Annotated in this window: 20 protein-coding genes; 2 read left to right on the plus strand and 18 right to left on the minus strand. The window is 66.0% G+C overall.

Annotation, left to right across the window (positions count from 1 at the left end; genetic code table 11):
* Positions 1-90 precede the first annotated feature (90 nt).
* The 9 genes from ftsH to ybgC form a co-directional block, all read right to left on the minus strand.
* Positions 91-2,016, minus strand: a complete 1,926-nt coding sequence (gene ftsH, locus ACZLZY_RS08085) for an ATP-dependent zinc metalloprotease FtsH (RefSeq protein WP_472933718.1) — start codon at positions 2,014-2,016, stop codon at positions 91-93.
* A gap of 125 nt (positions 2,017-2,141) precedes the next feature.
* Positions 2,142-3,449, minus strand: coding sequence for a tRNA lysidine(34) synthetase TilS (tilS, locus tag ACZLZY_RS08090; RefSeq protein WP_472933719.1), 1,308 nt, complete (start codon positions 3,447-3,449; stop codon positions 2,142-2,144).
* A 77-nt stretch (positions 3,450-3,526) separates the two neighbouring features.
* Positions 3,527-4,513 carry a tol-pal system protein YbgF gene (gene ybgF, locus ACZLZY_RS08095; protein ID WP_472933720.1) on the minus strand — a complete coding sequence of 329 codons (987 nt, stop codon included), beginning with the start codon at positions 4,511-4,513 and terminating at the stop codon, positions 3,527-3,529.
* Between the two features lie 216 nt (positions 4,514-4,729).
* Positions 4,730-5,272: a peptidoglycan-associated lipoprotein Pal gene (gene pal / locus ACZLZY_RS08100; protein ID WP_472933721.1), complete on the minus strand. Its 543-nt coding sequence runs from the start codon at positions 5,270-5,272 to the stop codon at positions 4,730-4,732.
* A 274-nt stretch (positions 5,273-5,546) separates the two neighbouring features.
* The gene (tolB, locus tag ACZLZY_RS08105; protein ID WP_472933722.1) at positions 5,547-6,857 is read right to left on the minus strand and encodes a Tol-Pal system beta propeller repeat protein TolB; all 1,311 of its coding nucleotides are present in this window, start codon (positions 6,855-6,857) and stop codon (positions 5,547-5,549) included.
* A 98-nt stretch (positions 6,858-6,955) separates the two neighbouring features.
* The gene (tolA, locus tag ACZLZY_RS08110; RefSeq protein ID WP_472933723.1) at positions 6,956-8,086 is read right to left on the minus strand and encodes a cell envelope integrity protein TolA; all 1,131 of its coding nucleotides are present in this window, start codon (positions 8,084-8,086) and stop codon (positions 6,956-6,958) included.
* Positions 8,087-8,096: 10 nt separating this feature from the next.
* On the minus strand, positions 8,097-8,546 hold the full coding sequence (tolR, locus tag ACZLZY_RS08115; protein WP_472933724.1) for a protein TolR: 450 nt from the start codon (positions 8,544-8,546) through the stop codon (positions 8,097-8,099).
* Positions 8,547-8,633: 87 nt separating this feature from the next.
* The gene (gene tolQ / locus ACZLZY_RS08120; protein ID WP_472933907.1) at positions 8,634-9,341 is read right to left on the minus strand and encodes a protein TolQ; all 708 of its coding nucleotides are present in this window, start codon (positions 9,339-9,341) and stop codon (positions 8,634-8,636) included.
* A gap of 246 nt (positions 9,342-9,587) precedes the next feature.
* Positions 9,588-10,037 (minus strand): tol-pal system-associated acyl-CoA thioesterase, encoded by a 450-nt coding sequence (gene ybgC / locus ACZLZY_RS08125; RefSeq protein WP_472933725.1) that lies wholly within the window; start codon positions 10,035-10,037, stop codon positions 9,588-9,590.
* A 111-nt stretch (positions 10,038-10,148) separates the two neighbouring features.
* Here ybgC and ACZLZY_RS08130 point away from each other — a divergent pair, with 111 nt between their 5' ends.
* Entirely contained in the window at positions 10,149-12,350 is a 2,202-nt protein-coding gene (locus ACZLZY_RS08130) for an esterase-like activity of phytase family protein (protein WP_472933726.1), read from the plus strand.
* A 285-nt stretch (positions 12,351-12,635) separates the two neighbouring features.
* Here the strand turns inward: ACZLZY_RS08130 and ruvB are convergent, their stop codons facing one another.
* The 9 genes from ruvB to ACZLZY_RS08175 form a co-directional block, all read right to left on the minus strand.
* A complete protein-coding gene (gene ruvB, locus ACZLZY_RS08135) occupies positions 12,636-13,679 on the minus strand; it encodes a Holliday junction branch migration DNA helicase RuvB (RefSeq protein ID WP_472933727.1) in 1,044 nt (347 codons plus the stop codon).
* 103 nt (positions 13,680-13,782) lie between these two features.
* On the minus strand, positions 13,783-14,406 hold the full coding sequence (ruvA, locus tag ACZLZY_RS08140) for a Holliday junction branch migration protein RuvA (protein ID WP_472933728.1): 624 nt from the start codon (positions 14,404-14,406) through the stop codon (positions 13,783-13,785).
* Positions 14,403-14,816 (minus strand): type II toxin-antitoxin system VapC family toxin, encoded by a 414-nt coding sequence (locus ACZLZY_RS08145; protein WP_472933729.1) that lies wholly within the window; start codon positions 14,814-14,816, stop codon positions 14,403-14,405. The genes ruvA and ACZLZY_RS08145 overlap by 4 nt, the downstream gene beginning before the upstream one ends.
* Positions 14,797-15,066, minus strand: coding sequence for an AbrB/MazE/SpoVT family DNA-binding domain-containing protein (locus tag ACZLZY_RS08150; RefSeq protein WP_472933730.1), 270 nt, complete (start codon positions 15,064-15,066; stop codon positions 14,797-14,799). Before ACZLZY_RS08150 ends, ACZLZY_RS08145 begins: the two co-directional genes overlap by 20 nt.
* Positions 15,067-15,135: 69 nt before the next feature.
* Positions 15,136-15,654, minus strand: coding sequence for a crossover junction endodeoxyribonuclease RuvC (ruvC, locus tag ACZLZY_RS08155; protein WP_472933731.1), 519 nt, complete (start codon positions 15,652-15,654; stop codon positions 15,136-15,138).
* A gap of 149 nt (positions 15,655-15,803) precedes the next feature.
* On the minus strand, positions 15,804-16,553 hold the full coding sequence (locus ACZLZY_RS08160) for a YebC/PmpR family DNA-binding transcriptional regulator (RefSeq protein ID WP_472933732.1): 750 nt from the start codon (positions 16,551-16,553) through the stop codon (positions 15,804-15,806).
* 233 nt (positions 16,554-16,786) lie between these two features.
* A complete protein-coding gene (locus tag ACZLZY_RS08165) occupies positions 16,787-17,842 on the minus strand; it encodes a TerC family protein (RefSeq protein WP_472933733.1) in 1,056 nt (351 codons plus the stop codon).
* Positions 17,843-18,163: 321 nt separating this feature from the next.
* The gene (locus ACZLZY_RS08170) at positions 18,164-18,985 is read right to left on the minus strand and encodes a TIGR00282 family metallophosphoesterase (RefSeq protein ID WP_472933734.1); all 822 of its coding nucleotides are present in this window, start codon (positions 18,983-18,985) and stop codon (positions 18,164-18,166) included.
* Between the two features lie 157 nt (positions 18,986-19,142).
* Positions 19,143-20,063, minus strand: a complete 921-nt coding sequence (locus ACZLZY_RS08175; RefSeq protein ID WP_472933735.1) for a class I SAM-dependent DNA methyltransferase — start codon at positions 20,061-20,063, stop codon at positions 19,143-19,145.
* A 127-nt stretch (positions 20,064-20,190) separates the two neighbouring features.
* Here ACZLZY_RS08175 and ACZLZY_RS08180 point away from each other — a divergent pair, with 127 nt between their 5' ends.
* Entirely contained in the window at positions 20,191-21,201 is a 1,011-nt protein-coding gene (locus ACZLZY_RS08180; protein WP_472933736.1) for a ligase-associated DNA damage response exonuclease, read from the plus strand.
* The last annotated feature ends 14 nt before the right edge of the window (positions 21,202-21,215 follow it).

The raw sequence follows: 21,215 nt of genomic DNA on the forward strand, positions 1-21,215 counted from the left end.
GCAGCCTTGTGGACCACAACAAAAAGCGGCCCGGAGGCCGCTTCAAGTTGGGCTCCAGGCCCATTCTGTATCTGCCGTTTATGTCCACCGTCAGGCGGTCGGCTGTGGCTCCAGGCCCGCCTCGGGCTTCGGCCGCGGCGACGACCCGGTCTTCGGGACCGCGGAGCCGCGCGAGGGCGGGGTATCATCGCCCATGTCGCGGGCCAGCGTCTTGCCGGCGATCAGATCGCGAACCTCATCGCCCGACAGCGTCTCGAACTCGAGCAGCCCCTTGGCGACGATGTGCAACTCGTCGAGATGCTCGTTCAGGATCTTGCGCGCTTTGTTCTCGGCCGCCTCGATGATGCCGCGCACTTCCGAGTCGATCATGCGCGAGGTGTCCTCGGACATGTTCTGCTGCTGCGAGACGGAATGGCCGAGGAAGATCTCCTCCTGGTTCTGCCGGTAGCGCAGGCGGCCGAGCTTCTCGCTCATGCCGTATTCCATGACCATCGCCCGGGCCATGTTCGTGGCCTGCTGGATGTCGTTCGACGCGCCGGTCGTGACGTTGTCGAGGCCATAGATGATCTCCTCGGCGGCGCGGCCGCCGAAGATCATCACCAGACGCGCTTCCATCTCGTTCTTGCGCATGCCGTAGCGGTCGCGCTCCGGCAGGTTCATCGTCACGCCGAGGGCGCGGCCGCGCGGGATGATCGTCACCTTGTGCAGCGGGTCGTTGAAGGGCTCGTGGATGCCGACCAGAGCATGGCCGGCCTCGTGGTAGGCCGTCAGCGCCTTCTCGTCCTCGGTCATCGCCATCGAGCGGCGCTCGGCGCCCATCATGACCTTGTCCTTGGCATCCTCGAACTCGAGCATGGTGACGAGGCGCTTGGAACGACGGGCGGCCATCAGCGCCGCCTCGTTGACAAGGTTGGCGAGATCAGCGCCCGAGAAGCCGGGCGTGCCACGCGCAATGGTGCGGAGATCAACGTTCGGCGCCAACGGCACGTTACGCACATGCACCTTCAGGATCTTCTCGCGACCGCCGACGTCCGGGTTGGGCACCATGACCTGACGGTCAAAACGGCCCGGGCGCAGCAGCGCGGGGTCGAGGACGTCAGGACGGTTGGTCGCGGCGATGAGGATGATGCCTTCGTTGGTCTCGAAGCCGTCCATCTCGACCAGCAGCTGGTTCAGCGTCTGCTCGCGCTCGTCATTGCCGCCGCCGAGACCGGCACCGCGGTGGCGACCGACGGCATCGATTTCGTCGATGAAGATGATGCAGGGGCTGTTCTTCTTGGCCTGCTCGAACATGTCGCGCACGCGGCTGGCGCCGACGCCGACGAACATCTCGACGAAGTCAGAACCGGAGATCGTGAAGAAAGGCACATTGGCTTCGCCGGCAACCGACCGGGCGAGCAGCGTCTTACCGGTGCCGGGAGGGCCGACAAGCAGCACGCCGCGCGGGATCTTACCGCCGAGACGCTGGAACTTCTGCGGCTCTCGGAGGAACTCGACGATCTCCTCGAGATCCTGCTTCGCCTCGTCAACACCGGCAACGTCCTGGAAGGTGACGCGGCCGTGCGCTTCGGTCAGGAGCTTCGCCTTCGACTTGCCAAAGCCCATCGCCTTGCCGCCGGCACCGCCCTGCATCTGCCGCATCAGGAAGACCCAGACGCCAAGGATCAGCAGGATCGGCCCGAAGGAGAGGAGCATCGACCAGATTGGGTTCGAGTTGTCGCTCGGCGGGGTCGCGGTGATCGCGACGTTCTTCGACTCAAGCCGCTGGATCAGGTTGGGATCGCCGGGCGCGTAGGTCTGGAAGGGCGTTGCGCCGTCCGTATAGCTGCCGGAAATCCGCGGTCCCTGAATGGTGACGGACCGAACGCGACCCGCGTCGACGTCACTCAAAAACTTGGAATAGGCGACATCGGTCGTCCCTGCGGATTGCGATTTGCCCGAAAACAACTGGAACACCGCGATCAACAACAGCGCAATGATGGCCCACAGCGCGAAATTGCGAAAATTCTGGTTCATTTGAGGTCCTGAGATTCGCGCCGCTGGCGTCATGAGACCGCGCCAACGCTCCCGCCGAAGATAGGAGCCCGGTTGCCCCTTGCCAACAGGCTTTGGCGCTTTTGCCGCGATTTGCGGCTCCGGAGTTAACGCAAAGGATCCCGAAGGCGACAATTCCGCGGATCGTCCATCGCGCAAGTTTTGGGGAGGTCGGCAGAGAGTCGCCAGGAAACCCGCTGGAAAAGGCCAAGAATTGGGAGGCTGACGTCCAGCTTGTCCCGCAAGACCTCGGGAACTGCCAAGAGCGTACCAGCGGTGTCGACGAGGACAGGCAAGCAACGCTGTGTCGCATTGCCGCGTCCGAGATTACCCAAGGCGACGAGGTGAGCGGCGCCGCCGAGGGGCGACCATTCGACGTCGAAACGACCGTCGAACACGGCTTGGCGGCGTGCCAGCGACACATCGAGAGATGCCGGACCGGACCGGCCGAACTCGCGGCGGAAGACGACGCGCCTTCCCGCCTCCACCACGACGCCGCCGAGCGTCGAAAACTGCTGCTGCATGCCCTTTCGCACCGTCACCAGCCATGCCTGGAGCCTTGCCGTCGCATCGCGCTGGGGGGAATAAGCCGCTCCACCGACGGCCGGCAGAATTCGCGCCAGAAGTTCGAGGCCGATAACTCCAGCGACCTCAGCGAACGCCGCGGCATCGAGGGTCACCGTTCCGCAAGGGTCGACATCGAGACGGCCGTCGGCAAGGAGACCATCGATCACATGACCGAGTTGCGCGTCCTGACGGTCGCGGCCTTCGCGATGGTGCTCGATGCGGTTGAGGATCGCAGCGCGGTCGAACTCGCCTGCTGCCAGTGCGCCCCTCAGCCGGATGCGATCATAGCGGCGGTCATGATTGCTGGGGTCGTCAACCGGTTGCAGGGGCGCGGCCGCGGCCTTGAGGAGCGCCCCGGGCACGTCCAGGAAGGGCCTCAGCAGCGTAAGGCCGGGCGCCAGCGCCCGCGCCGGCCGCATGGCGGCAAGACCCCGGTCTCCCGCCTTCCGGGCGGCTGCCAGAAAGTGGGTCTCGATCTGATCGTCCTGGTGGTGGGCGGTCATTACCGCGTCCGCACCGAGATCCCGCGCAGCTTCCGTGAGAAGGCGATAGCGGGCATCGCGGGCGCGGCCCTGCAGATTGCCGGCCGGCTTGTTGCCCTCCCAGCACCGGATCGAATGCCCGAGACCGAGACCGCGCGCGAGGCCGCCGACGAAGAGAGCCTCCTCGGCCGACCGGAGGCGGAGGCCATGATCGACCGTCACCACATGAAAACGCGTTCCTGCCTGCGGATAGGCAGCGGCCGACGCCATGAGCGCCAGCGAGTCCGGGCCACCGGAGACGGCGAGGACGATCGTTCGGGTTGCGTCGTTTCGGGGATGAGGGAGAAGGCTAAGGGAGGCCGACAAGCGATCGTGCGCAAGCTCCAGCCAAAGCGCCGATGGCGCCCGTTCGGCGGAGGCCGCCCGGACTGTTGCAGACAGGCTCAGCAGTTGCTGGCGGCCGACTCCGCCTGCAGCTTCTTTTTCACGTTGGCGCTCATCTGCGGGTAGCGCTTGCTCACTTCGCGGAAGGTGATGCAGGCAGTGTCGCGGTTGTCGAGCTTGGCGAGCGACATGCCGAGCTTCAGCATCATCTCCGGCGCCTTCGGGTTCTTCGGGTAGCTCTTCTGGGCGCCGAGGAAGACCTCGGCGGCATCGGTGAATTTCTGCTGCTGGAAGAGGCTCTCGCCGAGCCAATACTTCGCGTCCGGCACGTCCTTGGCGTCTGGATAGGTGTCGGCATACTGCCGGAACGAGGATTCCGCGAGCTGATAGTCGCCCGCCAGCATGTAGTTATAGGCGAGATCGTACATCTCCCCTGCCCCGTTCGGCCTGACGGTGGCGACCGTCGACGAGCCTGCGCTAGGTGTGGCGCGCGGCGGGGCGGCTCCGGCAGCGGTACCGGCGCCAAGGCCCGACGTATCAAGCCCGCCATCGCCGAGGAGATCGCCGATCGCGTCCCCGTTCGGTGCGGCACCGGCGGGCGGCGGCGTCGCCGAGGCGGTGGCCGCCGCCGGTGCACGTGCGGGGAGCTGCGCGGTCGCGGTAGGCGCCGTGGTAGCGGCCGGCGGTGCAGCCTCGCTGCGCTTGCCAGGCGCGGGACTGCCCTTGCCTTCGATCTCCTGGAAACGGAACTCGTTGTCTTCCTGAGTCTTGCGCAGCTGCTCCTGCAGCTGCAGCACCTGGAAGGACAGTTCTTCGAGCTTGCCGTTCAGCCTGCGGTTATCCTCTTCCAGCTGGTTGATCCGCTGGATCGGGTCGCTCGCCTGGGCGTAGCGGACCGGTGCCTCGGTCTGCACCGCAGGGGTCCGTCGTTCCGCCGCCTGGTCATCCTTGCCGAGCCCGAAAGGCAAGGTCAGCGCCTGGGCCGGCAGGGCTGTGCCGAGCAACAGAAGCGTCGTCGCCCAGCGGGCCAGCTTCAACATCTTCATTCCCGCATATTCTCCTTGAGCCGCCCAGAAGCAGGCCACCCCGGCATTCCGGACGGCAGCGATGCCATTCTGGGCAGATCGACTTGGCCAAAGTTGGGCCGGCACGCCCCTGCCTGCCGACATATCGCGTGGCATCTTTACCAAGATCGGGCACAAACGAAAGCGGCCCCGAAGGGCCGCCACGTCATTTCATTTGGGTAGACGGTCGGCGAGCGATCAGCTGCCGGCGCCGTTCAGCACGGTGACCGCGCGACGGTTCTGCGACCAGCAGGAAATGTCGTCGCAAACCGCGACCGGACGTTCCTTGCCGTAGGAGATGGTACGCATCCGGTTGCTGGAGACGCCCTGGCGAGCCAGGTACTCGCGGGTGGCGGCGGCGCGGCGGGCGCCGAGCGCGAGGTTGTACTCGCGGGTGCCGCGCTCGTCGGCATGGCCTTCGACGGTGATCGAGTACTGCGAATACTGGTTCAGCCAGCGCGCCTGGGCGGTCAGGATCTGCTGGGCATCGGCGCGGACGACCGAGGAGTCGGTGTCGAAGAAGATGCGGTCGCCGACGTTGACGGTGAAGTCCTGGCTGGTGCCCGGCGCGGCATTGCCGCCGCGGCCGTTCAGGCCGCCGGCGCCACCGGCGCCGTCCAAACCGAGACCCGAGGCATTGTCCGGCAGGCCGCCGTTCTTCTTCGCGCAACCGGCGACGGCCAGGGCGGCCATGAGGGCAAGGGCAATGCGGCTATGGGCCAAAACAGCGATCCGGCTCATGGCCAGCTCCTTCGTATTTGATATGTTGTCGTTACCAGACGTTTACGCTGAACAGACTTAAGACCGAGTAAACGCCGGGAATGAAACAGTGAATCGAATTGACGATTCCCTTGCCTGCACAGCCTTTTGAGTCCGCATGAAGGCAGGCGGCCGAGAACCGCCGTCGCACCGCTTAACGGCGTTCGATCTGCCGCAAACAGTGACGCCCGCGCATCACTGCGCGGGCGTCATCTTCGTAACAAGCGGTCGTTTCTCTTGCGCGAAAGCGCGCAGTCTATTCCCGCGACGGCGACCAGGCCGGGTCCGAGGCGTAGCCCGGCGTTCCGATCTTCTGCTCGTTCCGCCCCGTAAGGTCGATCGAGTAGAGCTGCGGGCCAGCGCCGCCCTGCGGATCGCGGAAGAACATCAGGACACGGCCATTCGGCGCCCAGGTCGGCCCTTCGTTGTGGAAGCCCGAGGTCAGGATACGCTCGCCCGAGCCGTCGGGCCGCATGACGCCGATCTGGAACTGACCGCCGGTCTGCTTGGTGAAGGCGATGAGATCGCCGCGGGGCGACCAGACGGGGGTCGAATAGGAGCCGTCGCCGAACGAGATGCGCTGCTGGCCGGAGCCGTCTGTTCCCATCATGTAGAGCTGCGGGCGGCCGCCGCGGTCGCTCTCGAACACGATCCGCGAGCCGTCCGGCGCGTAGGACGGCGCCGTATCGATGGCGGTGGTCGAGGTCAGCCGCGTCGTGGCACGCGAGCGCAGGTCCATCGCGTAGATGTTGGCATTGCCGTCCTGCTGCAGGCTCATGATCACCTTCTGGCCATCCGGCGAGAAGCGCGGCGCGAAGGTCATGCCGGGGAAGTTGCCGACCGCCTCGCGCTGGCCGGTCTCGAGCTGCAGGAGGTAGACCCGCGGCTCCGACTTGCCGAAGGACATGTAGGTGATTTCCTGGCGGTTCGGCGAGAAGCGTGGGGTCAGCACGAGGTCGGAACCATCGGACAGATAGTTCACGTTGGCGCCGTCCTGGTCCATGATCGCCAGACGCTTGACGCGGGCGGTCTTCGATCCGCTCTCCGAGACGAAGACGATGCGGGTGTCGAAATAGCCCTTCTCACCGGTCAGCCGCTCGTAGATCGCATCGGCGATGATGTGGGCGACACGGCGCCAGTTGTCGGGGGTGGTGTAGAACTGCTGCCCGTCGAGTTGGGTGCCGGCGAACGTGTCCCACAGCCGGAACTCGACGCGCAATCGGCCATCCGCCTCGGGCGTCACCTTGCCGGTAACGATCGCCTGGGCGTTGATCACCGTCCAGTCGGCGAAACGCGGCGCTGCATCCGGACCGAGATCCTTCTGGATGAAGGCGGAGGGATCGATGGGCGCGAACAGGCCCGTACGCTTCAGATCGGCGGTGACGACCTGGCTGATCTGCTGGCCGACCTTGCCGCTCGCCTGGAAGCTGTTGATCGCGATCGGCAGCGGATCGACGTTGCCGCTGGTGATGTCGATCTCGATGGCGGCGGACGCCGGCGTCAGCGTCGCAGCCGTACCGACGAACAGCGCCAGCGCGGCGAACAGCAGCTTGAGTTCTCTTTTCATGTCAGACCTTCATCAACTCGGGTAGAGGACAGCAGCCGAGCGGGTCGACATGCGCCTCGATCTCGTGCCTTGCCGCGCCGCGACAAGGCCTCAGGTTCTCAATACATCGCGCTCGGGTCGAAATTCAGCGTCGTCTCTTCCCAGCCGCCGGCATACATCTCGGCCGGGAGATTGAACGGGGCGCAGCGACGGATCGCACGCACTGCCGCTTCCGCCGCAATCCGCTCGGCACCCGAGCCGCCTCCGCCGCGGACGATCTCCGGCGCGCCGACGAGACCGCCGGACGGATCGAACTGGATCTTGATCGAGACCTTCAGCGAATCCGGTTCCGCGCCGCCGGCGGGGACCGAGTAGCAGCGCCGCATCTGCTCGTTCAAAAGACCCTGGATCTCGCCGAGCTGGCTGCGCGAAAGCTTGGTGCCGGTCGTGCGCTCGCTGCCGAGCGAGGCCTGTTCGGTCGAGCGCTTGGCACCGCCACCGGCGGCCTTCTGCTTGTTGATCACGGCGGCCGCCATCGCCTCGAAGTCGGAATCGCTGTCGGCTTCGCTCGGTTTCTTGGAGTCGGACTTGTTCTGCTTGGCAGGCTTCGGAGTCTCGGTCTTGGTCTCCGCTGGCTTGGCGTCGGCGACCTTCACCGGGGCCGGCGGACGCGGCTTGGCAGCCGGCACCGGCACTTTCTCGAGCGCCGGCTCGGGCTTTTGCTGCTCTTCCGGCGTCGGCTCGGTCTTATCCTCGGCGATCATCTCGGCGAGCGGGTCGATCTCGGGCGTGACTTCCTTCGGTGGCGTCGGCTTTGCCGCTTCCTTCACCGGCTCGGGCTTCGGCTCAGGCGGCTTCGGCGGCGGCGGCGGCGCCTCGGCGACCTTCGGCGCCTCGGGCTCCGGCTCGACCTTCGGCTGCGCGACGGGCTTTGCGCCACCGGTCTGCGGGGTCACGTTGCGCGTCTTGTCGGGCGTCGGCGGCGTGTCAAGATCCGCCTCGTTGTCGCCGGTGTTCTCCGCCGGCATCGGCAGCGTGGCCGGGCGCGTCGTCGGGGTCGGGGCCGGCTTCTCGGAGACCGGCGCCTTCTTCTCGCCCTTCACGCCCTCGAACTGGTCCGACAGGATGATCTCGACCGGCAGCGCCTCGGCATAGCTCGCGTCAAGCGGCTTCGGGCCGGAGATCGACCAGAGACCCCAGCTGAGGAGTGCGACGTGCAGGACAGAGGATGTGACGAGGCCGGACTTCATAGCCGTTCGATCAGCTCGTGGTTTCGGTATCGGTGACGAGACCAATATTGGTGAAGCCTGCGGCCGAGATCAGCGCCATGACGCGGATGACGCTGCCATAGTCGACGTCCTTGGCGGCGCGCACGAAGATGCGCTCCTGGTAGCCGGTCTTGGCGATCTCGGTGAGCTTGGAAACGACTTCGGCCTCGGCGATCTCGGTCTCCTGAATGAACACCATGCCATCCCCACGCACGGAGACGCTGATGGGCTGGGTCTCGGCGTTGAGCGCCTTCGCGGCCGTCTTCGGCAGCTCCAGCGGAACGCCGACCGTCAGCATCGGTGCGGCGACCATGAAGATGATCAAGAGCACCAGCATGACGTCGACCATCGGCGTCACGTTGATCTCGCTCATCGGCCCCCGCCCGCGGCGTCTGCGCCGACGGGAACCGCCCGATGCCGCTCCGCCTGTGGACATGCCCATATCGTCGGCTCCTTCGCCCTCGAAGCTCTACGCTCCGATCATGTCAGCTTGAGAGCGCCACGGTGGCGCTCGCGTGTCGTCGGGCGTTCAGCGCGCCGGGGTCTTCTCGTCGATCTGACGCGACAGGATGGCCGAGAACTCGTCGGCGAAGGCCTCGAGGCGCATGCCGAGCTTGCCGGCATCGGCCGACAGCTTGTTGTAGGCGATAACCGCGGGGATAGCCGCGACGAGGCCAATGGCGGTGGCGAGCAGCGCCTCGGCGATGCCGGGTGCGACGACGGCAAGGTTCGTCTGCTTGGAGGCAGCGATCGCCTGGAACGAGGTCATGATGCCGATCACCGTGCCGAACAGGCCCACGAAAGGTCCGGCCGAACCGACGGTGGCGAGGAAGCCGAGCCGCGACTCCAGGCTGTCCATCTCCCGCGCCAGGGTGACGTCCATCGCCTTCTCGATGCGGTTGTGGAGGCCGATCGGCGAGCGCGCGCCCTTCTCGAACGACTTCTTCCACTCGCGCATGGCGGCGACGAACAGCGCGCCCATGCCCGTGGTCTTGCGCTCGGAAAGGGTCTGGTAGAGCTCCTCCAGCGACTGGCCGGACCAGAAATTGTTCTCGAAAGTGTTGAGCTGGCGACGGAAAGCACCGAAACGCATGGTCTTGTCGACGATGATCGCCCAGGTCCAGACCGAGGCCATCAGCAGCCCGAGCATGACCATCTTCACGATGAAGCCGGCCTGCCAGAACAGATCCCACAGTCCCACGCCGTGCTCCGGAGCTGCCAAAGCGCTCTGCGCGATCTCGTTCATGCGATTGACCCTCGAATCGATGCCGCTGAAGCAGCCGTGCGGCCGTGTGGACCGCGATGCACCATCGTCGTCCCGGACCACCTGTCCGTTCCGCTGTTAGGCTCAGTGCTTCAGAAGACCCGCCATGCTCTAACAATTTGAATCAAGCGAAAGAATGGCAAGCGACATCAGCGCTTTGAGCCCGGCTATTCAAACAGCATTAACGTTAAGCAATCGTTGCGAATTGTTGCGGTGCCGTCACGGCAGCGGCATCGGCCGCTCCAGAATGGCCGAAACCGCCTCGGGCATGCGGCGCGGTTTGCCCTCGGGCGAGATCACGGCGACCTTCACTTTTGCTTCGACCAGCATCGTATCGCCGGCGAAAATCCGCTGGTCTAGAATGATCCGCGCGCCGCCGAGCAGAACCGTGCGCGTCTCGACGGTCAGCACGTCGTCGATCCGGGCGGGCCGCAGAAAGTCGATATCCATATGGCGGACGGCGAAGGCCATCGGCTCGCCGAAAGCGCCCTCCGCCAGCGCGCGGTGGCCGATGCCCTTCAGACGCAGGAAGTCGGTCCGTCCGCGTTCCAGGAAGTGCAGGTAGCGTGCGTGGTAGACGACGCCGGAAAAGTCCGTGTCCTCGAAGTAGACGCGCACGTCGAGCGCATGGCCGTAATCGGTCAGCCGTCCGGAAAGATGATCGGTCATGCCGCCGGAATAGGAGATCGCGGTGGATTTGTCATGCCGGGCGGTGGTGTCATCTGCCTGTCACGCGGAGCTGCTTAGGGACCACAACCGTTCCGCTATCCGAGAGAACCGATGACCTTCCCGAAGACTGCCTCCCTCGCCGCTTTGCTGCTCGCGTCCACCGCGCTCGCGGCTGCGGCCGAACCCGTGTTCAACCGGATCGCCTCGTTTCCCGTCGCCAGCAACCTTCCGGAAGGCACCGACCCGAAGACTCCGACCTCTTCGGAGATCGTCTCGGCCTCCAAGGACGGCATGACGCTCGTCTATTCAGACAGCCCGCATGGCGGCATCGGCTTCGTCGACATCACTGACCCCAAGGCGCCGAAGGGCGCCGGCTACGTCAAGTTCGACGGTGAGCCGACCTCGGTCGCCTTCGCCGGCAGCAAGGCCCTCGTCGGTTTCCGGACGTCGGAGACCAAGGCCAATCCGTCGGGAGAGCTCGGCGCCGTCGACATCGCTACCAAGGCGCAGAGCCCGGTCTGCGAGCTCGGCGGCCAGCCGGATTCGGTCGCCGTTGCGCCGGACGGCAGCTTTGCCGCGATCGCCATCGAGAACGAGCGCGACGAAGAGGTCAACGACGGCGCCTTGCCGCAGATGCCCGCAGGCTTCCTCGTCACCGTTCCGCTCGCCGCCGACGGCACGCCGGACTGCGCCGGTCTGAAAAAGATCGAGATGACAGGCCTTGCCGACGTCTCGCCCGAGGATCCGGAGCCGGAATTCGTCGACATCAATTCCAAGGGCGAGATCGTCGTCTCGCTGCAGGAAAACAACCACATCGTCATCGTCGACGGCAAGACCGGCACGGTGACCTCGCACTTCTCCGCTGGAAGCCTCGCGGTCGAGGGCGTCGACACCGCCAAGGACGGCAAGCTCGACTTCTCCGGATCGGTCGAGGCACGCCCCCGCGAGCCCGACACCGTCAAATGGCTGAAAGGCGACCGCATCGCCGCCGCCAACGAGGGCGACTGGAAGGGCGGCACGCGCTCGTTCACCATCTACAACCGCGACGGCAGCGTCTCCTACGAGTCCGGCCCGTCCTTCGAGCAGGCCGTCGCCCGCCTCGGCCACTTCCCCGACAAGCGCGCCGACAAGAAGGGCATCGAGCCGGAGGGCCTCGCCACCGGCACCTTCGACGGCAAGGACTTCCTCTTCGTCCTCTCCGAGCGCGGCTCGGTCGTCGGCGTCTACGAGGACACCGGCGCAGAACCGAAACTGACGCAGATCCTGCCGTCGGGCATCGCGCCCGAAGGCGCCACCACCATCGCGTCGCGCAACCTTCTCGTCACCGCCAACGAGAACGATCTCGTCGAGGACGGCGCCGCCCGCTCGCACATCATGCTCTACGAGCGCGCCGAGGGCACGGCCGCCTATCCGCAGATCGTCAGCCAGGACGTCGACGGCAAGATCCAGGGTTTTGGCGCGCTGTCCGGCCTCGTCGCGGCGGGCACGCCGAACCAGTTCTACGCCATCAGCGACTCCGTCTATTCGGCAGCGCCGAGCATCTTCACGGTCGACGCTTCGCAGAAGCCGGCGAAGATCACCGCGACCACCATCGTCACGCGGGACGGCAAGCCGGCCAAGAAGCTCGACCTCGAGGGCATCGCGCTCGACGGAAAGGGCGGCTTCTGGCTCGGCAGCGAGGGCAACACCGAGAAGGAAGTGCCGCACGCGCTGCTGCACGTCGACGCCAAGGGCGCCATCACCGAGGAGATCGCCTTCCCGAAGGAACTGCTTGAAGGCGAGACCCGCTTCGGCACGGAGGGCGTGACCCTCGTCGACGGCAAGATCTGGCTCGCCATCCAGCGGCCGTGGAAGAACGACCCGAAGAATCAGACCAAGCTCGTCTCCTACGACCCGGCCGCCAAGACCTGGGGCGCCGTACTCTACCCGCTCGACGCGGCCGAAGACGGCCTGTGGACCGGCCTGTCGGAAATCACCGCGCATGGCGATCACGTCTACCTCATCGAGCGCGACAACGGCATCGGCCAGACGGCCAAGCTGAAGGCGATCACCCGCGTCGCGATCGCCGACCTCAAGCCCGCGGCCCTTGGCGGCGCGCTGCCGGTAGTGACGAAGGAACTGGTGCGCGATCTGGTGCCGGCGTTGACGTCGGCGACCAACGGCTATGTCGTCGACAAGGTCGAGGGCCTCGCCATCGACGCGGACGGCATGATGACCATCGTCACCGACAATGACGGCGTGGACGACTCGTCGGGCGAGACGCTGTTCTTCGAGGTCGGCAAGACGACCGAGAAGTCGGCGGCGCTGAAGTAATCGACGAATGGTGCGTAGTTTGCGCTGGGGCTCAAACCGAGAGCAACCACGCTAGAAGGCCGTCATCCCGGACTTGATCCGGGATCCATTCCAAATCGCCGTCACTGCCAAGTCGGTGCAGAACGGAAGGTCCACCGGACCGTTCTCGTTCACCGCTAAGGAATGGATCCCGGGTCAAGCCCGGGATGACGAAACGGGCGGAGAGCCAAGTGCTTTAACGCCGAAAGGACGGGCTACTAGGTGGCGATCACGTCACCCCGGCGCCGCCCCGTTCCAACCCTCACATCAATCAACGTCCGGCGCGTCCTCGAACAGCGTCGCCTGTGCCCCTTGCCAGCCCTGCGGAACCGCGAGGCCGATGTGGCGGAAGGCGTGGGCGGTCAGCACCCGGCCGCGCGGCGTGCGCTGGAGGAAGCCCTGCTGCAGGAGATAGGGCTCGACAATGTCCTCGATCGCATCACGCGGCTCGGAGAGCGCCGCGGCGATGGTTTCGATGCCAACCGGCCCTCCGCCAAAGTTCAACGAGATCAGGTCGAGATAGCGCCGGTCGAGCTGGTCGAGGCCGAGGCTGTCGACCTCGAGCCGGGTCAGTGCGGCATCGGCGATCTTGCGGTCGACGATGCCCTCCTCGGCCACATGGGCGAAGTCGCGCACCCGGCGCAGCAGACGCCCGGCGATGCGGGGCGTGCCGCGGGAGCGGCGGGCGATCTCGCGGGCGCCGTCGTCCGACAGCGACAGCCCCATGATCCGGGCACCGCGCTTGACGATCAGCTCCAGCTCCTCGACCGTATAGAAGTTCAGCCGGACGGGAATGCCGAAACGGTCACGCAACGGCGTCGTCAGCAAGCCGACGCGGGTGGTCGCGGCGACCAAGGTGAACTTGGCGAGGTCGATCTTCACCGAGCGCGCCGCGGGCCCCTCTCCGATGATGAGGTCGAGCTGGAAATCCTCCATGGCGGGATAGAGGATTTCCTCCACCGCGGGGTTCAAGCGGTGGATCTCGTCGATGAACAGGACGTCGCGGTCTTCAAGATTGGTAAGGAGCGCCGCGAGGTCGCCGGCGCGGGCGATCACCGGGCCGGAAGTCGAGCGGAAATTGACGCCGAGCTCCTTGGCCATGATCTGCGCGAGCGTCGTCTTGCCGAGGCCCGGCGGCCCGACGAACAGCACGTGGTCCAGCGCCTCGCCCCGCCCCTTGGCCGCCTCGATGAACACCTTCAGGTTCGCCCGCGCCGCCGCTTGCCCGACGAACTCGTCGAGGCGCTGCGGCCGCAGGGAGCTGTCGGCATCGTCGCCGCTGAGTTCGGGGGTGAGCAGGCGTTCGGTCATGTCAGCAAATGCATGAAGGAAGGGATCCTTGCGGCGAGAAAGTCGGACGTGATGTCGTACCAGTCATTATACCGAAGTTGGCAGAAGGCGGTTCGGTTCGCCCTTAGCTGCGGGCGAGTTCGCGCAGGCCGAGGCGGATCAGCGTCGCCGAGCCGGGGTCCTCCCCTGCCCCCTTCAGCGCCGCGGAGACGGCCGTCGCGGCCTGCTCGCGGGAATAGCCGAGATTGACGAGCGCGGAGACCGCGTCGGTGATCGGCGCCGGGGCGAGGCCGTCGCCGAGATTGCGCTTCAGGTCCATCGAGGGAGCATCCAGGGCGCCGGCGAAGGCCGGGGCCTTGTCCTTCAGCTCGGCGACGATGCGGGCCGCGACCTTCGGGCCGACACCCGGTGCGCGCGACACCATCGCCTTGTCCTGCAGCGCGATGGCGCTCGCTAGTTCGCCGGTCGACAGCGTGCCGAGAATGGCCAGCGCTACCTTGGAGCCGACGCCCTGGACGTTCTGCAGGAGGCGGAACCAGCCGCGCTCGAGGTCGGTCGCAAAGCCGTAAAGCCGCAGCATGTCCTCGCGCACATAGGTCTCGATGAACAGCACCACCGCCTCGCCCGGACCCGGCAGAACGCCGAGCGTGCGCGCGCCGCAGAAGGCGATGTAGCCGACGCCATGCACGTCGATGACGACGTGGTCCTCGCCGATCTCGTCGATCGTCCCCTTGAGCTTGCCGATCACAGGTTGGTCTCCGGGGAAATGATGTCGAGGTCGGGGAAGTCGCTGCGGTAGCGAGCGGGGTCACGCGTCAGCAAACGGTGCCCGCCGACAAGCGCATGGGCGCCGATCAGGAAGTCCGGCAAGGTACGCTCTCGGCGCCCACCTCGCTCGCGATACCGGGCATGCGCTCTTCCCGCCGGAAATGCTGCAGCAAACGGGAAATCTTCGCGTCGCGGTTTCAACCAGGCGAGGCGCTCCAGAAGGTCCGCCTCCGGAACACCGGAGAAGGCTAGTTCCGACCAGACGATCGCGCTGAGGATGACCGCACCGCCTCTGAAGCCTTCGATGGCAGCATCGACCGAGCCTGAGAACATCGGCCCATCGCCCAGCATGTCGATAAAGACGTTGGTATCAATCAGCGTCGAGGTCATCGCGCCCACCTCTCAGCCGATCGACATAGGCTTTTCCGTCGAGGCCCCGGGTGTCGACCGTGCCGCGCATCCGCTCGATATGATAAGTCAGTTGCTGGCGCAGTGCCGCGCGATCCCCGGACGGCTCGCTCTTGACGATCTCGACGGCGTCCGCCCGCTCGACGAAGTCCACCTCGCTGCCCGGCCCGACGCCCAGACGGTCGCGTATGGCCTTGGGAATGGTCACCTGGCCCTTTTCCGTCACCCGCATGATCGCACCCACCCGAAGTAATACCGCTGCGGTATTACCTAGCCACAAATTGAGAACAAGTCAAGAACATCAAAGCTTCTCGAAGGCCGCGCGGGCGGCGGCGGACTGGCGGTGGTGGGTGTGGCAGATGGCGATGGCCAGCGCGTCGGCGGCGTCTTCGGTGTCGAAGGTGGCGCGCGGCATCAGCACCTTGACCATCATGTGGATCTGCTTCTTGTCGCCGTGACCGACCCCGATCACCGCCTTCTTGACGGCGTTCGGCGCGTATTCCGCGACCTTGAGACCAGCCAGCGCCGGCACGACCATGGCGATGCCGCGGGCCTGGCCGAGCTTCAGCGTGGCGACGGCGTCCTTGTTGACGAAGGTCTGCTCCACCGCCGCCTCGTCCGGCTTGTAGCCGTGCACGATGGTGCTGAGGCCCTCGTAGAGCTGGCAGAGACGCGAGGCGAGATCGAGCGTCGCGTCGGAGGTCACGGTACCGGCCGCAACGAAGCTCAGGGAATTGCCGATGCTCTCGACGACGCCCCAGCCGGTCCGGCGCAGGCCGGGGTCGATGCCGATGATGCGGATGACCGCGCGCTGCAACACTTTACTCTCCCCTTGCCACCTCGAATCATCCGGAGATAGCAGACAAAGAGTGAACGAAGTGGAACAAATCGCCAACGTTGGGGAGATCGGAAGAACCGATCATACATTTTCCCGTTGTTGCCGCCTTCCGCCGGGGCGGGTTGCCGAGATCAGGCCGCCGACAGCTTCGCCATCACGGCGTCGTCGACCTCGAAGTTCGCATAGACGCTCTGCACGTCGTCGTCGTCCTCGAGATTGGCGATCAGGCGCATCACGCTTTCCGCCTTCTCCTCGTCGACCGGCACGCCGTTCTGCGGGCGCCAGACGATCTTGACGCTCTCGCTGGGGCCGAGCGCCGCCTCGAGCGCGCTCGATACCTCGTTGAGGCTCTCGAAGCTGGTGGTGACGGTATGACCTTCCTCGTCGGAGACAACGTCATCCGCCCCGGCCTCGATCGCCGCCTCCATCACCGCATCGTCGCCGCCGGCCTTCGGCGCGAAGACGATCTCGCCGACCTTGTCGAACATGAAGGAGACCGAGCCGGTGGCGCCGAGCGCGCCGCCGGACTTGGTGAAGTAGGAGCGGACGTTCGAAGCGGTCCGGTTGCGGTTGTCGGTCAGCGCCTCGACGATGACGGCGACGCCGCCCGGCCCGAAACCCTCGTAGCGGACCTCGTCGTAGTTCTCGGCGTCGGCGCCCGAGCCCTTCTTGATCGCCCGCTCGATGTTGTCCTTCGGCATCGACTGCGCCTTGGCGTTGTTGACCGCCAGGCGCAGGCGCGAGTTCATGTCGGGGTCGGGCAGACCGGCCTTGGCGGCGACGACGATCTCGCGGGCGAGCTTGGAGAACAGCTTCGACTTGATGCCGTCCTGACGCCCCTTGCGGTGCATGATGTTCTTGAACTGGGAATGACCTGCCATGGGGCACCTGTCTCGTCGTGTCGTCGGTTGATCGCGAAGCTATAAAAAATCGCGCGCCAAAGGTCCAGAACGCTTCGCGTGGCCGGCATGCCGCACTGCAATGCGGGGCATTGCTGTGCGCGCCTTAGCCCGCTGGGAAAGCGCGTGCCGTTCGCCGCTTGCCGGCTTGGTACAAACGAAAGAAGCCGGCTCGCGCCGGCTCCCTTTATATCTGTCGCCTGCGCTCGGGCGAGTTAGCTGCCCTTGCGGGCATCCGAGCGGCTCTTGAGGAGGCTCGCCACCGTCGTGACCACCAGGATGCCGACGATCACCGAGAGCGAGAAGCTCGTCGAGATGTACGGCAGGCCCTCGATCGACTGTCCACCGTTGATGAAGGGCAGCGTGTTCGCCTCCATGGCATGGATGATCAGCTTGACGCCGATGAAGGCGAGGATCAGCGACAGGCCGATGCCGAGATAAACCAGCCGGTCGAGAAGGCCGCCGAGCAGGAAGTAGAGCTGCAGCAGGCCGAGCAGCGCGAAGGCGTTCGCCGTAAAGACGATGTAGGGCGCGTCGGTCAGTCCGTAGATCGCCGGGATCGAGTCCAGCGCAAATAGGAGATCGGTCATGCCGAGCGCCAGTATCACGATGAACATCGGTGTGAAGAAGCGCTTGCCGTTCTCGATGACGGTCAGCGCATTGCCGCGAAAGTCAGGCACGGTCGGCAGATGGCGCTGGACGTATTTGACGATGGCGTTCGGCTCGTACTCCTCGTCCGTCGACTTTGCGCCATGCTTCAGGCTCTCGGAGGCGAGCTTCCACGCCGTCCAGATCAGGAAGATGCCGAAGATGTAGAACACCCAGGAGAACTGCTCGATCGCCGCGGCGCCCAGCGCAATGAAAATGCCGCGCATGACGAGGGCGATGACGATGCCGATCAGCAGCGCCTTTTGCTGGTAGGCGGCCGGAACGGCAAAACTCTTCATGATGATGACGAAGACAAAGAGGTTGTCGACCGACAGCGACTTCTCGGTCACGAAGCCCGCGAAATACTCGATGCCGTGCTGGCGGTCCCAGTAGACCCAGACGCCCCAACCGAACAGCAAGGCGATAGCGACATAGAAGGTCGACCAGAGCGCCGCTTCCCTGAAGGTCGGCTCATGCGGTTTGCGTACATGGGTCAGGAAGTCGAAGACGAAGAGGGCGGCGATGGCGCCGACCGTCGCGAGCCACACCCAGGTGGGCACCGTATCCGGCGATATTCCGGTGAGCGCGGTTTCCGCCGCTGCGGTCGATATCGGCTGCTCCAACACATTCTCCTTGGCGCCCGATCGCTCGGATCGCGGCGTCTCTTCGTTCGCAGCACGGGGCCACGGCGCTCAGCGAGACGACGGAGGGTGTTGTCGACCGGCGGCAAGGCTGCTGCCGGCGGATAACGCTCTTCCCATGTCTCGACACCGGGACCCTCATGGTGCCCGGCAGTCGACAGATGGCGATGGATTCGGGAAGCGCAATGTGCCGCAAGCCGCCGATGCGACATTTCGTCACCAGCAACGGATGAACCTGTCATCAGAAGCTGGTGATCTCGTCACCAGGGACTTGTGAGCTCGACACCGCGGCAGGCAATACCGTCACCAGAAGCTGGGGATCGTCTCTTCCAGCCGGGGACCGATGCGCAGCGGCGCGACCTTTTCGGCAAGGCCAGTCCTGTCGGAAATCTCGACGGCAAGGCCGGCGATCGTCGCAGGCCCTTGCGCCGCGTCGAAACGCCCGCGCGGGATTTTGGTAAGGAAGCGGTTCAGCGGCTCCTCCTTCTCCATGCCGAGCGAAGAGTCGTAGTCGCCGCACATTCCGGCATCCGACTGGTAGGCGGTGCCGCCCGGCAGGATCTGGTGATCGGCGGTCGGCACATGGGTATGCGTTCCGACGACGAGGCTGACCCGTCCGTCGAGGAAATGGCCAAAGCACTGCTTCTCGCTGGTCGCCTCGGCGTGGAAGTCGAAGATGATGGCGTCCGCCTGCTCGCCGAGCGGACAGGCGGCGACGATGTCGCCGGCGCAGCGGAAGGGGTCGTCGAGTTCGGGGTGCATGAAGACCCGGCCCATGACGTTGGCGACCAGCACCCTTGCGCCGTTGCGCGCCTCGAACAGGCCGGAGCCGTTGCCGGGGGCGCCATTGGGATAGTTGGCGGGCCGCAGGAAACGGTCGTGCCGGGTCGAGAACTCCAGCGCCTCGCGCTGGTCCCAGACGTGATTGCCGGTGGTCATGACGTCGGCGCCGGCGCGGCGGGTTTCCTCGAAGATCTCCTCGGTGATGCCGAAGCCGCCTGCCGCGTTCTCGCCGTTGACGACGACGAAGTCGAGCTTCAGGTCGGCGATCAGCCCGGGTAGTTTCTGGTACACCGCCGTGCGGCCGGAGCGGCCGACCATGTCGCCGAGAAAGAGAAAACGCATGGCGCGGCCTTCTGTACTGGGTTGGCGGCCTGCGACCACGAGGGCGGGCCGCTGCGGCGGAGGGGAACAGGTCATTCCCGGCTGCGGCGGGTAACACGCAGGGCATGACAAGGTCCAGCAAGACGGGCGCGGCCCGTGGCAACATGCCGGAGGGCGGTTAGGCGCTGCTTGGCCCGGCGACGAAGATCATGCCGGCGACCGGCAGCCCGCGGTCCTGCCGCAGCACCACCGTTTCCCGGCAGAGCACCCGCATTCCGTTTGCGATCAGCAAGGCTTCGACCGATGCCGGCGAATGGGCATAGCGGAGCGAGGCGCCGAGCGCGTAGGGCTGTTCGCCTTCAGAGGTTTCGATCGAGAAGGCGAAGAAGCCGGCGGGCTTCAGCAAGGCGGCGATGCGGACGAAGAGCGGCGCGAGCTCGCCGATATAGATCAGCACGTCCGCCGCCGTGACGAGGTCGAAGCGCCGCCCGCCGGGATCGAAGGCGACGATGTCGGCGCACACCAGCCCATCGTACACCTTCTTGCGCCGCGCCTTCTCCAGCATGCCGCCGGACAGGTCGACACCCGTCAGATGATCAGCCGAGGCCCGCAGCCGCTCGCCGAGCAGCCCCGTGCCGCAGCCGAGGTCGAGCACCTCGGCAAAGCGATGGTCGGAACCGACCACCGCCTCGACAGCGATCATCAGCTGCAAGGGCGCGCCATAGCCGAGCCGGTCGACCAGCGAGGTCTCGAACCGATCGGCATACTGGTCAAACAGGCCCCGGACGAAGGCCGGCGACGCTGTCTCCGGCACGGGCGCAGCGCCGAGGGCGGCAAGTTTCAACCGCGCGCCGTGGCCGTCGAGGGCATCGAGCGACGCCGCCAGGCGATAGGCGTCGATCGCTGCCTCGACATCGCCCGCCTTCTCCAGGAAACCGCCGAGCACGACCCAGCCGGCGGCCCACCGGGGCGCGAGGTCGAGCGCCTGGCGCATCAGATCGGCAGCCGCGGCGAACGCGCCCTCCACCGCCAGCTCCGCGGCATAGTCGGCACGCCGGTCGGCGAGAGGCTCGCCGGAACCGTTGGAATCCTGGATCATGGGAATGCTTTTTGCCGGAGGCAGCGATGGCGCTGCATGCGCCGCTTTCCGCCTCCCGGCAAGGGAAGACTAGCGTGCGGCTCGGTGCTTTCTCCCGCGCCCGGCCGCGCTATCTCCCCTGGCGATGATGCGCTCCGAAGATCTTCTCCGCCCGACCCCCAACGGCCTCTACTGCCCGCCCGGCGATTTCTACATCGATCCGGTGAAGCCGGTGGAGCGCGCGCTGATCACGCACGGCCATGCCGACCATGCCCGGCCCGGCAACACCAAGGTGTTGGCGACCCGGCAGACTTTGGAGATCATGGCGATCCGCTACGGCGAGGATTTCGCCGCCGAGCGCCAGGCGGCCGAGCTCGGCGAGCGGATCGAGGTCAATGGCGTCGGCATCTCCTACCATCCAGCCGGCCATGTACTCGGTTCGGCGCAGATCCGGGTGGAAAAGGACGGCCTCGCGATCGTCGCCTCCGGCGACTACAAGCGGCGGAGCGATCCGACCTGTGAGGATTTCGTGCCGGTCGCCTGCGACGTCTTCATCACCGAGGCGACCTTCGGCCTGCCTGTCTTCCGCCACCCTTCCGGCCGCGAGGAAATCCGCAAGCTGATCCAGTCCACCCGGCAGTTTCCCGAACGCGCCCACCTCGTCGGCGCCTACGCGCTCGGCAAGGCGCAGCGGGTGATCCGGCTCTTGCGCGACGAAGGCTACGACGCGCCGATCTACATTCACGGCGCCCTGAAGAAGCTCTGCGACTATTACGAGAGCCAGGGCATCGCGCTTGGCGAGCTGCTTCCCGCCACATCGGAAACGGCGAAGAAAGGCGACTTCGCCGGGGCGGTCGTCGTCGGCCCACCCTCGGCCTTTGCCGACCGCTGGGCGCGGCGGTTTCCAGATCCGGTGTCGTGCTTCGCCTCCGGCTGGATGCGGGTTCGCCAGCGCGCCCGGCAGCGCGGCGTCGAGTTGCCGCTGATCATCTCCGACCATTGCGACTGGGACGAGCTGACCGAGACCATCACCGAGATCGCCCCCTCCGAGGTCTGGGTGACGCACGGGCGCGAGGAAGCGCTGGTGCGCTGGTGCGCGCTGCAGGGCATCGCCGCCAAGCCGCTGCACCTCGTCGGCTACGAGGACGAGGGCGACTGATCGCGGCAAGCCCG

The organism is Mesocryomonas lacus, assembly GCF_055730135.2.

What these genes read in the sequence shown, in the direction of transcription:
- ACZLZY_RS08180 (WP_472933736.1), top strand. Translation starts at nt 20,191, where the DNA reads ATGCGCTCCGAAGATCTTCTCCGCCCGACCCCCAACGGCCTCTACTGC.
- ybgF (WP_472933720.1), bottom strand. Translation starts at nt 4,513, where the DNA reads ATGAAGATGTTGAAGCTGGCCCGCTGGGCGACGACGCTTCTGTTGCTC.
- ACZLZY_RS08130 (WP_472933726.1), top strand. Translation starts at nt 10,149, where the DNA reads ATGACCTTCCCGAAGACTGCCTCCCTCGCCGCTTTGCTGCTCGCGTCC.
- ruvB (WP_472933727.1), bottom strand. Translation starts at nt 13,679, where the DNA reads ATGACCGAACGCCTGCTCACCCCCGAACTCAGCGGCGACGATGCCGAC.
- ftsH (WP_472933718.1), bottom strand. Translation starts at nt 2,016, where the DNA reads ATGAACCAGAATTTTCGCAATTTCGCGCTGTGGGCCATCATTGCGCTG.
- ybgC (WP_472933725.1), bottom strand. Translation starts at nt 10,037, where the DNA reads ATGACCGATCATCTTTCCGGACGGCTGACCGATTACGGCCATGCGCTC.
- ACZLZY_RS08150 (WP_472933730.1), bottom strand. Translation starts at nt 15,066, where the DNA reads ATGCGGGTGACGGAAAAGGGCCAGGTGACCATTCCCAAGGCCATACGC.
- ACZLZY_RS08145 (WP_472933729.1), bottom strand. Translation starts at nt 14,816, where the DNA reads ATGACCTCGACGCTGATTGATACCAACGTCTTTATCGACATGCTGGGC.
- ACZLZY_RS08170 (WP_472933734.1), bottom strand. Translation starts at nt 18,985, where the DNA reads ATGCGTTTTCTCTTTCTCGGCGACATGGTCGGCCGCTCCGGCCGCACG.
- tolB (WP_472933722.1), bottom strand. Translation starts at nt 6,857, where the DNA reads ATGAAAAGAGAACTCAAGCTGCTGTTCGCCGCGCTGGCGCTGTTCGTC.
- tolR (WP_472933724.1), bottom strand. Translation starts at nt 8,546, where the DNA reads ATGGGCATGTCCACAGGCGGAGCGGCATCGGGCGGTTCCCGTCGGCGC.
- pal (WP_472933721.1), bottom strand. Translation starts at nt 5,272, where the DNA reads ATGAGCCGGATCGCTGTTTTGGCCCATAGCCGCATTGCCCTTGCCCTC.
- ACZLZY_RS08175 (WP_472933735.1), bottom strand. Translation starts at nt 20,063, where the DNA reads ATGATCCAGGATTCCAACGGTTCCGGCGAGCCTCTCGCCGACCGGCGT.
- tolA (WP_472933723.1), bottom strand. Translation starts at nt 8,086, where the DNA reads ATGAAGTCCGGCCTCGTCACATCCTCTGTCCTGCACGTCGCACTCCTC.
- ACZLZY_RS08160 (WP_472933732.1), bottom strand. Translation starts at nt 16,553, where the DNA reads ATGGCAGGTCATTCCCAGTTCAAGAACATCATGCACCGCAAGGGGCGT.